At 42.8% G+C, this 11,166-nt stretch carries 10 protein-coding genes; 9 read left to right on the top strand and 1 reads right to left on the bottom strand.

Annotated features, from left to right (window positions below; all coding sequences use genetic code 11):
• Positions 1 to 34 precede the first annotated feature (34 nt).
• A complete protein-coding gene (locus CWC04_RS15255) occupies positions 35 to 622 on the bottom strand; it encodes a DNA-3-methyladenine glycosylase I (RefSeq protein ID WP_138685827.1) in 588 nt (195 codons plus the stop codon).
• Positions 623 to 754: 132 nt separating this feature from the next.
• Between CWC04_RS15255 and CWC04_RS15250 the strand changes: the two genes are divergently transcribed.
• The 9 genes from CWC04_RS15250 (at position 755) to CWC04_RS15210 (ending at position 11,153) form a co-directional block, all read left to right on the top strand.
• Positions 755 to 1,867, top strand: coding sequence for a sensor histidine kinase (locus CWC04_RS15250; RefSeq protein WP_024032324.1), 1,113 nt, complete (start codon positions 755 to 757; stop codon positions 1,865 to 1,867).
• Positions 1,864 to 3,288, top strand: a complete 1,425-nt coding sequence (locus tag CWC04_RS15245) for a sigma-54-dependent transcriptional regulator (RefSeq protein WP_138685826.1) — start codon at positions 1,864 to 1,866, stop codon at positions 3,286 to 3,288. The genes CWC04_RS15250 and CWC04_RS15245 overlap by 4 nt, the downstream gene beginning before the upstream one ends.
• A gap of 172 nt (positions 3,289 to 3,460) precedes the next feature.
• A complete protein-coding gene (gene fliE / locus CWC04_RS15240) occupies positions 3,461 to 3,793 on the top strand; it encodes a flagellar hook-basal body complex protein FliE (RefSeq protein ID WP_004588289.1) in 333 nt (110 codons plus the stop codon).
• Positions 3,794 to 3,813: 20 nt separating this feature from the next.
• Positions 3,814 to 5,529 carry a flagellar basal-body MS-ring/collar protein FliF gene (gene fliF, locus CWC04_RS15235; RefSeq protein ID WP_004588290.1) on the top strand — a complete coding sequence of 572 codons (1,716 nt, stop codon included), beginning with the start codon at positions 3,814 to 3,816 and terminating at the stop codon, positions 5,527 to 5,529.
• Entirely contained in the window at positions 5,522 to 6,562 is a 1,041-nt protein-coding gene (fliG, locus tag CWC04_RS15230) for a flagellar motor switch protein FliG (protein WP_004588291.1), read from the top strand. The genes fliF and fliG overlap by 8 nt, the downstream gene beginning before the upstream one ends.
• 3 nt (positions 6,563 to 6,565) lie before the next feature.
• Positions 6,566 to 7,375 (top strand): flagellar assembly protein FliH, encoded by an 810-nt coding sequence (fliH, locus tag CWC04_RS15225; RefSeq protein WP_138685825.1) that lies wholly within the window; start codon positions 6,566 to 6,568, stop codon positions 7,373 to 7,375.
• 18 nt (positions 7,376 to 7,393) lie between these two features.
• Positions 7,394 to 8,728 carry a flagellar protein export ATPase FliI gene (fliI, locus tag CWC04_RS15220; protein ID WP_096041360.1) on the top strand — a complete coding sequence of 445 codons (1,335 nt, stop codon included), beginning with the start codon at positions 7,394 to 7,396 and terminating at the stop codon, positions 8,726 to 8,728.
• A complete protein-coding gene (fliJ, locus tag CWC04_RS15215) occupies positions 8,728 to 9,174 on the top strand; it encodes a flagellar export protein FliJ (RefSeq protein ID WP_004588294.1) in 447 nt (148 codons plus the stop codon). Before fliI ends, fliJ begins: the two co-directional genes overlap by 1 nt.
• 89 nt (positions 9,175 to 9,263) lie before the next feature.
• Positions 9,264 to 11,153, top strand: a complete 1,890-nt coding sequence (locus CWC04_RS15210; protein ID WP_138685824.1) for a flagellar hook-length control protein FliK — start codon at positions 9,264 to 9,266, stop codon at positions 11,151 to 11,153.
• Positions 11,154 to 11,166: the final 13 nt, after the last annotated feature.

Raw genomic sequence — 11,166 nt, 5'->3', positions numbered from 1 at the left:
TTACAGCTTACAGCTTACAGGTTACAGGTTACAGCTAATAACTTTTAATAATCTCGGCTCTTCTAAAACAATTATTACTATGATCGTTAACCATGCCACAGGCCTGCATATGTGCGTATACCGTTGTAGGGCCCAAAAATTTAAAACCTCGTTTTTTTAAATCCTTTGCAAACGCTTTTGACTCCTCGGTAATTGCAGGGGTGTCTTCAACACTATTTAAATCACTAATAATTGGTTTATTGCCAACAAATCGCCATTGGTAATTACTAAAGCTGCCAAATTCTTTTTGAATCTCAATAAACCGTTGAGCATTATTAACTGTAGCAGCAATTTTTAAGCGGTTACGCACTATGCTCTCATCTTGCATTAGCCGTTCTATATCATCGGGTGTAAAGTTAGCCACTTTTTGCACATTAAAATTAGCAAATGCTTTTTTATAGCCTGCGCGCTTTTTTAAAATGGTGTACCAACTTAAGCCCGCTTGCGCCGACTCGAGGGTAATAAATTCAAATAATTTCGTGTCGTCATAAAGGGGGACTCCCCATTCTTCATCATGGTATTTCACATAATCAGGCTTTGTGGCATCAAGCCATGCACAACGGCATTTATTTTGCTCACTCATTATTATTCCTTTTAGTATGCGTCATTTTTTTGTTACGCGTTATTGTAAGGTAACTAAATGAAAAATATATAAAATAATATTGGTATAAATTGTGCATTTAGCCCTATATCTACATCATTAAGAGATTTGATTATGGCCCTTGCGAGTGTACTTAAACCACAGTTTATTACTGCAAAACAGTATAACCCATGTTTACTTCAAGAAGAGTACATTGGTGAATTAAGTGATTTAAGACAGCAGGCAAGTTGGCTGTCGCACTTAGTTGATACTATGCCTGCGGGTGTTGTTGTGCTTGATGGCAAAGGGCTTATTGCAAAAGCCAATCAAATCGCGATTGATATGTTGGGCGAGCCGCTCGAAGGAGAGAAGTGGTTTAACATTATTCAGCGCTCTTTTCGTCCCCACCAAGATGATGGACATGAAGTGTCGCTCAAAGATGGGCGCCTTATAAAGCTTGATATTACTGCGCTAGCGCCAGAGCCTGGGCAATTAATATTAATGACAGATTTAACAGAAACGCGCCGTTTGCAAAAGCGCGTAGCCCATATGCAGCGTTTGAGTGCGCTTGGTAAAATGGTGGCATCGCTTGCGCACCAAGTGCGTACACCGCTTTCGGCGGCAATGTTATACGCGGCCAATTTGGGCTCTAAAAAGCTACCAGAGTCATCACGCGATAACTTTCAAACTAAATTAATGTCGCGATTAAAAGACTTAGAAACCCAAGTTAACGATATGCTGCTTTTTGCTAAAAGCGGCGAGCAACAAGTGGTTGAACAGGTTTCTATGCAGCAGCTTTTAAATGAGGTAAAACTAGGTGCCGATGCAATGGTGGCCTTAAATAACAGCTCACTTGTTGTTGAGCTACCAGAGCCAGACATAGAAATTACCGGTAATAAAACCGCGCTGGCCAGTGCTATTCAAAACCTTATTCACAATAGTATTCAAATTATTGGCAGCCAAGCCCAGGTGACATTAAAAGCGCAGCGCGATAGCAGCGAACCCGATACCGTGCGTATTAGCGTATGCGATAACGGCCCTGGTGTAGAGTTGAGCCAAATAGAGAAAATTTTTGAACCGTTTTATACCACAAAAAGCCAAGGTACAGGGCTCGGGCTTGCTGTTGTGAGCTCTGTGGCTAATGCGCATCAAGGACGTGTTGAAGTGGTTAATAATGCCAATGGTGGTGCATGTTTTAGTTTATTGCTGCCCATATGCACGGCCTCAACGCAGGAGAAAACAGCATGAGTAATACAATACTAGTGGTTGAAGATGATGCAGGTTTAAGAGAAGCACTCATAGACACGTTAGAAATGTCGGGTATTGCCTGTGTTGCAGCCGATAGTGCTGAGCAAGCCATGATCCAATTAAAAAAATCTGAGTTTTCATTAGTGGTCAGCGACGTGCAAATGGGCGCGATGAGCGGCCTAGATTTACTTAGAAGCATTAAGCTTAACTACCCAGATCTCCCCGTATTAATGATGACTGCCTATGCAACGATTGATGATGCAGTAGAGGCAATGCGCTTAGGCGCAATTGATTATATGGCTAAACCATTTGCCCCTGAGGTGCTTTTAAATATGGTTAGTCGGTATTTACCCGAAAAGCCAAAAGACACTGACGGCCCAATTGTTGCCGACCCTAGCAGTATTGCGCTTTTAGAGCTGGCGAGCAAAGTGGCGCGCTCAGATGCAAGTGTTATGGTGCTAGGCCCTAGTGGCTCTGGTAAAGAAGTGTTAGCGCGATACATTCACGATAAATCAAACCGATGCGATGCGCCTTTTGTGGCAATAAACTGTGCGGCTATTCCCGAAAACATGCTTGAAGCCACTTTATTTGGCTACGAAAAAGGCGCGTTTACTGGTGCAATACAAGCATGCCCAGGTAAATTTGAACAAGCCCAAGGCGGCACCATATTACTTGATGAAATAACCGAAATGGACTTAGGGCTGCAAGCTAAGCTATTACGGGTATTGCAAGAGCGTGAAGTTGAGCGTTTAGGTGCCCGAAAAACAATTTCACTCGACGTAAGAGTACTCGCAACCAGTAATCGCGACCTAAAAGAAGCCGTTGCAGATAACCAATTTAGAGAAGACTTATATTATCGCTTAAATGTATTCCCCCTAATGTGGCGACCGCTCTGTGAGCGCCCAGGCGATATAATAGTATTGGCTAAGCATTTAATAGAGCGCCATTTAGTTAAAAGTAAAGAGCCGCTAGCAACACTTGATAGTGCCGCTGAGCAAAAATTACTAAGTCATGCATGGCCTGGTAATGTACGCGAGCTTGATAACGTAATTCAACGTGCGCTTATTTTGCGAACGGGCAATGTAATTGGCGAACAGGCCATTTTTATTGAAAACTTAATGCAAGCGCCAATTAACAGTACGCCTACACAGGAGATAGCGGCTGAACAAGCGAACACTCCCAGTGGCGCGTATTATGATGACAAAATAACGTCTGCAGAGGCGAGTAGCTCTCTGCCTAGTGTTGATACTGGCAGCTATAAAGATGAGCTAAAAGATAAAGAGCATAAAATAATATTAGAGACCCTAGCGCGCTGCCAAGGCAAACGTAAAGATGTTGCACAAACACTTGGGATCAGTCCGCGTACTTTACGTTATAAACTAGCGCAAATGCGTGATTTAGGTATTTCGCTGCCCGCATAACTTTATCCCTTTCTTCTATATAACCCTAAACTAACCACGCTTAGTTTAGGGTTGTCAAATCTCTGACTCTCAAAAATAATAGTTAACCTTATGTAATTAAAGGTTTATTTTTATGGCACACTTTGTGCTTTATTCCCTTTATGAACGTTAACTGCATTTGCCAGAGAAAATTATGAAAATTCAAAACAGCGCGCTATTTCAAGAAATGCAATCAATGGCTTTAGAAGCAGGCCATACAAATCAAATCAATAAGCTACCTACTCAAGCTCAGCCAACATCGTCTGCTCAATTTGGTGACTTACTAAGTGATGCATTAAACACTGTTAATGGCTTACAACAAGATGCCAAACAAAAAGTAGTGGCTGTTGAAATGGGTGATAGAAGTGTATCGCTTGCTGAGGCAATGATTGCCTCACAAAAATCGTCAGTGGCATTTGAGGCTACAGTACAAGTAAGAAATAAACTTGTTGAGTCATACCAAGAAATTATGAACATGCCTGTTTAAGTAGGTAGTGGAGAATTATTGTGGCGCAATCTAATCAATCAACAGATCTTGCTCTTGCTGGCGGCGGTATTGACCAAAGCGAAGATAACGAGCAACAAGAACAAAAGTCGGGCTACTTAAGCGCCTTAAATGGTGTTGATGTGCTTCGCCAAGTCACCCTTATTATTGCGCTGGCTATTTGTTTAGCTATTGCCATATTTGTGATTATTTGGGCACGTCAGCCAGACATGCGTCCGCTGGGTAAAATGCCAACAGAAGAGCTGATCCAAACTCTTGATTTTTTAGATGCACAAAAAATTGACTACGAGCTAGACGGCAACGTGATTTCGGTTGATGAAAGCGAGTATCAAAACATTAAATTGCTGATGGCCCGTGAAGGCCTTGAGCAAGGTCCTACCTCAGGCACCGACATCATTATGCAAGATATGGGCTTTGGTGTTAGTCAGCGATTAGAGCGTGAACGTTTAAAACATGGCCGCGAGCAACAACTTGCCCGCACCATTGAAGAATTAAACAACGTAACACGTGCTAAAGTTTTATTAGCCATTCCAAAAGAAAACGTATTTGCACGCAGAGAGAAAAAGCCATCAGCCACAGTGGTATTGACTCTTAAGCGCGGAAGAATGCTTGATGGCGAAGAAATTGACTCAGTGGTTGATATGATTGCCTCTGCAGTACAAGGGCTTGAGCCTTCACGTGTTACGGTAACAGATCAAAATGGCCGCTTACTTAATTCAGGCTCGCAAGACTCATTAGCAGCACGCTCTCGTAAAGAGTACGACATTGAAAGAAAGCGTGAGCAAGAGTATTTAGAAAAAATAGACAGTATTCTTATTCCTGTAGTCGGCTTGGGTAACTACACGGCGCAAGTTGATTTAAACATGGACTTTAGCTCAGTAGAAGAAACACAAAAGCGCTACAACCCAGACTTACCAGCAGTAAGAAGCGAAACCACATTTGAAGAGAACAACATTGGTGGCTTAGCGGTAGGAATTCCTGGGGCACTTACTAATCAGCCACCTATGAATTCAACTATTCCAGAAGTGGCAGGTCAAGGCAATGCTGGTACAGCAACGAACCCAAGCAGAGTGCATAAAGAGGCTACACGTAACTTTGAGCTAGACACCACCATTTCGCATAAGCGCCAACAAACAGGGGTTATTCGCAGAATTAGCGTCTCGGTTGCCGTTGATTATGTGCCAAAAGTAGGTGAAAACGGCGAAACAACCATGGCGCCGCGCTCGGTAGAGGCTTTGTCAAATATACGTCGCCTATTACAAGGTGGGGTAGGTTTTGATATGCAACGTGGCGATGCATTAGAGGTGGTAACCGTGCCATTTGTACGCGAAGCAGTTGATTTAGATTTAGAAGTACCGCTGTGGGAGCAGGACTGGTTTATGAAAATCGTCCGCTTAGTACTGGGTGCGCTGGTTATTATTGTGCTTATTATGGCAGTTGTTAAGCCTATGCTTAAACGCTTAATATACCCAGATGATACGCTCGAAGAGTATGATGAAGATGCATTAAGCTCAGGGGTTGATATTGGCGATAGCACGCTAGATATGCTAAATAAAGACTTTGATTCTGCTTCTGTAGGCTTCTCAAGCGATGGTACACTACAGCTGCCAGATTTACATGGCGACGAAGATTTGCTTAAAGCGGTAAGAGCACTTGTAGCGAACGAACCTGAACTATCATCACAAGTAGTGAAAGCGTGGTTAACAGAAGATGACTGATCAAGAACAAAAACAACTCCCGCCAGCGTTTGATGTTGACAAGTTAGATGGCGTAGATAAAGCTGCAATTCTTTTATTGAGCTTATCTGAAGAAGATGCAGCGCAAATACTTAAACACTTAGAGCCTAAGCAAGTGCAAAAAGTGGGTATGGCAATGGCCGCGCTAGATGACTTGTCACAATCTAAAATAAGCGCAGTCCACAATTTATTTATAGAACAAATACAAAGCTTTAGTACAATTGGCTTCCAGTCAGAAGACTTTATTAAAAAGGCGCTTACTGCCGCATTAGGTGAAGATAAAGCAGCAAGTTTAATAGACCAAATTGTAATGGGCTCGGGCGCTAAAGGCTTAGATTCACTTAAATGGATGGATTCAAAGCAAGTCGCCAATATTATTCGTAATGAGCACCCGCAAATTCAAACTATTGTTTTATCGTATTTAGAACCTGAGCAATCGGCAGAAATCCTAGCGCAATTTCCTGAAAAAGTGCGCCTAGATTTAACTATGCGTATTGCGAACCTTGAAGAAGTGCAACCTGCAGCATTGCAAGAACTTAACGAAATTATGGAAAAACAATTTGCCGGCCAAGCAGGCGCACAAGCCGCTAAAATGGGTGGCTTAAAAGCCGCGGCAGATATCATGAACTACCTAGATACAAATGTAGAAGGGCAGTTGATGGACTCTATTCGTGAACACGATGAAGAAATGTCTCAGCAAATTCAAGATCTTATGTTTGTGTTTGAAAACCTTATGGATGTGGATGACCGCGGTATTCAAGCCATATTGCGTGAAGTACAGCAAGACGTACTAATGAAAGCAATTAAAGGGACTGACGAAGCGCTTAAAGATAAAATTTTGGGTAATATGTCTAAACGTGCTGCCGAAATGCTTGCCGATGACTTAGAAGCAATGGCGCCGGTTAGAATAAGTGAAGTAGAAGCTGCCCAAAAAGAAGTGCTTTCAACAGCAAGGCGTCTATCTGACTCGGGTGAGATTCAGTTAGGCGGCGGCGGTGGCGAGGAGTTCCTGTAAGCTATGTCTAAATTAAAAGGTCGCCCTTTACATGCAGATGAAGCTGATGAGCTTTTAAAAAACTGGCCAATACCTGATGTCGCTCCTGATGAGCGTAGTTTTGGCAATCGTTCAACGGCTTTTGGTACACCGCTTTCTGATTTGTATAAAAAAGAAGTTGAAGAAGAAGCTGTAGAAGACACTCAGCCGCAAGAGCCTGAACTGCCTTCGTTAACTATGGCAGAGCTTGAGCGCATTAGGCAAGATGCTTATGAGGAAGGCTTAAAGCAAGGGCACGAACAAGGCTACATAGATGGCTTTGAAAAAGGGGTTGGTGAGGGCAAAGAAGCAGGTTACAAAGAAGGCGTAGAGCTTGGTAAAACACAAGGCCAAGAAGACGTTAAGCCGTTAATAGAAGAGCAATTAACCAGCTTGCGTAGCATAATCGACAACCTCAGCGCTCCGCTTGATAAAGTGGACGAACTGGCAGAAAAGCACTTAGTGCAATTAGCGGTTATGTTGGCAGAAGCTATAACCTATCAAGAAATTAAAACATCACCCGATGTTATTTTACATACGCTTAAAAAAAGCGTAGATGCATTAAATACTGAGCAAGAAAAAGTTCGTGTGCTTTTAAACCCAGATGACCTAGAGCTGGTAAAGCAAAGCTATGGTGAACAAACTATTGCAGATAATAATTGGCAGCTAATTGCAGAACCCACACTCGAGCGCGGCGGTTGCGAAGTTAAAACGCCACAATCGTCTTTAGATATGACTCTAAAAACCCGTGTCAAAGAAACGTTGGATAGCTTTTTGCATAATAGCGGTATCTAATCTTTTTTGTGGCGTGTTATGGCAGCTCAACGTGCACCTCTAAGCGAACGCTTAAATCAATACCAACACCATATTGCAGCGTTTAAACCTGCTGTAGCGGGTATTTTAACCCGCGTAGTCGGTTTAACCCTTGAGGCGAAAGGGCTACGTGCGCCTGTAGGCAGCCAATGCAAAATAGAAACTATGTCAGGGTTTGTAGATGCTGAGGTGGTGGGCTTTAGTGAGCAAACCCTTTACTTAATGCCTAATGACCACATTTCCGGTGTGTTACCCGGTGCGCGTGTTATTCCACAAGTAAATGATACCGGCTTGCCTGTTGGTATGAGCCTACTAGGCCGCGTTGTAGATGGCTTAGGCCGCCCGCTTGACGGCCTGGGGAAAATTAACGCCGAACACTATTTAAAGTTTGCACAAAACCCCATAAACCCCCTCGCTAGAAGACCAATCAGCCAACCTATGGATGTAGGTGTACGGGCTATAAACTCAGTTATTACTGTAGGGCAAGGCCAGCGTATGGGTTTGTTTGCAGGCTCTGGTGTTGGTAAATCGGTCCTCTTAGGTATGATGACCCGCGGCAGTGAAGCCGATGTTATTGTGGTTGGCCTAGTGGGTGAGCGTGGCCGTGAGGTAAAAGAATTTATTGAAGAGATACTCGGTGTAGAAGGGCGCAAACGCTCTGTTGTGGTAGCTGCTCCTGCTGATGCATCGCCCCTTATGCGCTTAAAAGGCTGTGAAAGCGCGGTGACCATTGCTGAGTACTTCCGTGATCAAGGTTTAAACGTATTGTTATTGCTTGATTCAGTAACCCGTTACGCCATGGCGCAACGCGAAATAGCGCTAGCGGTTGGCGAACCTCCTGCAACAAAAGGGTATCCGCCTTCTGTATTTGCTAAATTACCGGCGCTGGTGGAGCGAGCGGGTAATGGCGGTGAAGGTCAAGGGTCTATCACTGCGTTTTTTACAGTGCTTAGTGAGGGCGATGATATGCAAGACCCAATAGCCGATGCTGCACGTGCTATTTTAGATGGGCATATTGTACTTTCGCGTGACTTAGCCGATAGCGGTCATTACCCCGCGATAGATATCGAAAAATCAATTTCTCGTGTTATGCCGCAAGTGGTGTCTGAGCCTCATATGCAGCAGGCCCGCGTATTAAAACAAGTGTATTCAATGTATCAGCAAAATAAAGATATGATCACCTTAGGTGCGTATCAAAAAGGGGCTGACCAAATGCTTGATCAAGCTATAAATATGATGCCGCGCGTAAATGCGTTTTTACAGCAAGGTATGCGTGATGTAATAAGTTACGACGATGGTTTACACGGCCTAGCCCAATTACTAGGACAAGCATAATGGCAAAAAATAAGCTCGATTTACTGCTTAAGCTCGAAAACGACAAAGAAGAAAATCTGCGCATGAGCTACTTACAAGCCAATCAAAATTTACAAGCTAACCAACAAAAGCTGCAAGGGTTAAATAACTTTAGATTAGAATACTCTCAGCAATTACATGTGAAAGGAAAGTCCGGTTTATCAAGCGCGGGCTTTGGCCAGTACCATGCCTTTATAGCAAAAATTGAAGAAGCGATTCGTCAGCAAGCCAGTACGGTAAATACCGCTAAGCAAGTTGTAACACAGCGTAAAGCTTTGTGGCTAAAGCAGCAGGTAAAAGCAAAAGCCGTAGCAAAATTAATTGAAAAACAAAACCTAAAAGCAGCGGCGTTAATGGCAAAGAGTGAGCAAAAAATGCTGGACGAGTTTTCTGCTAATCAATTTTTTCAGCGCCGTAAAAGTTTATAACTTTGGCGCGTTTATTGCTTTGTTGGTAGGTGGTAATTAATTTTGGCAAAGTGCGGTGGCAACTTGCCGCAGTGCTGTGTAGGTGAATTATGGCAATAAACGATATTTCAATGTTGGCAACAGCTGAAAAAGACTCTTTTTTAGCATTTAAAGACAGTAACTTACCTGCAGGTAACGAATCTGGTAATGCTTTTTTAAGCCAGCTACAAGATGCAGACAAACCCTTTGTATTGCCTGCTAATTCTGAGGCTCCTAGCCAAGCAGGCTCTTTATTGCCAACAGATGATAAGCAGCTAGCCAATAGCAAAAAACCGACAGCTTCATTAAGTGATGACACGCAAGATACGTTATTATCTGGCGATAGCGTTTTAGCACAAATAAACTCCTCGCAAGTGATTGATGTAAGTGTAAAAAAACATGGCAGTAGCGATAATGATTTTAGCGATTTAAGTGCAAAAAAGAGTGATAAAAGTGTCAACTTTTTAGCTTCGCAATTAGGTGAAACTGGTGAGGCCGATGCCAAAACGACTAAAGCCGATGATACTCTTTTAGCTGATAATAATAGCAACGGCAAAAAAAGCGCGTTTACGAGCGCCGAGCTAGAAGTTAAAGCAGCTAAGCAAAGCACTGGAGAAAATTTAGCCCCTTCTTTAAAAAATGAAGGTAAAGGTGCTGAGAATACAAAAGCGCCAGGCACTGCGTTAAATGCTGAAGGTGCGCTGCCTATAAGCGATGCAGACATAGAGCAATTAGCCAAAGACCTGACTCGTTCATCTACGCAATCAGAGCTATCAACTACATCTAAAGTACTCAACTCATTAAGCGAAGCGCAACGTGCACAATTAAACGAGCACGTTAAAAGCTCATTTACTGAAACCACGCCAAGTGAAAGTGATGATCGTGCAAGCTCCGTTAAACAATTACTGACAGAGTTTGTCGTACAAAACGAAAAAGTTCCAAGCACGCGCGGTGAGCTAGTTCAATCTCAGTTAAAAAACTTAAATAGCGATGAAAAGCAGGCGCTACTTAGCCAATTGAAAAGCTATGTGAGTAACGAGCAACCGACAGGTGATACGCTCAAAAAAGTAAATGAAACAATAAGCAACTTACAAACTATGCTTGATACGCAGCTTAGTGAGAGCAAAGCGCAAAGTGTGTCGAGCTCTGCAAATGCGGCTTTAAATGCGCAGCAAGCCAGTAATGCTGCAATGAATGCGAATACACCGCAAAATAAAGCCATGATTAATACTGAAGCACCCTCTAGTATTGAGCAAGACGGTATAAATCCAGAAGAGTTGAACGCCCTAGAGGCCGAGCAGGAAAGCTTACTTAAAGAGCCTAAAACAAATACTGGTTTATCGCGTGTAGCTCAGGTGTTTACGTTGATAACCGATGGCATTAATAATACGCAGGCACAAATAAATACTCAGTATGACAACGCTCGTTATGAGCAGTCTATTTTAGAGAGCCAAGCTATACAGTCGCAGCAATTACAAAGCAGCACCGCGCAGGTTAAGCAGGTAAATATAGATGCAAGTATGATGCAGGCTATTAATATTGTTAAAAGTGATGCAGCTAAAATGCTTCAAGAGCGTGTATCTTCAATGCTAAGCATTAGCAATAAAGAAGCTGAAATTCGCTTAGATCCGCCAGAAATGGGCAGTATGCAAATTCGTATCAGAAGTGATGCTGAACAAGCACAAATAAATTTTGTAGTGCAAAACCAGCAAGCTAAAGAAGCACTTGAACAATCAATGCCGCGCTTACGTGAAATGTTAGCCGAGCAGGGAATTGATTTAGGTGAAAGTACGATTTCTTACGGGCAATCTGGTAGTGAGCAAAGCGATGAAGGCGAAGGGCAATCACAAGATCAAACGGCTAATAAAAATACACAGCAGGATAAAAATGATGAACAAGATGGGGCTAACCCACAAAGTTCTCGACAACAAACTTCATCATCAATAGATTACTATGCCTAAGTACTGCTATTAT

It is taken from the genome of Pseudoalteromonas sp. S2893 (assembly GCF_005887105.1).
In the GTDB taxonomy this organism is placed as follows: domain Bacteria; phylum Pseudomonadota; class Gammaproteobacteria; order Enterobacterales; family Alteromonadaceae; genus Pseudoalteromonas; species Pseudoalteromonas atlantica.
The sequence above is the reverse complement of the archived record's forward strand: the minus strand, read 5'-3'. Positions and strand labels throughout refer to the sequence as shown.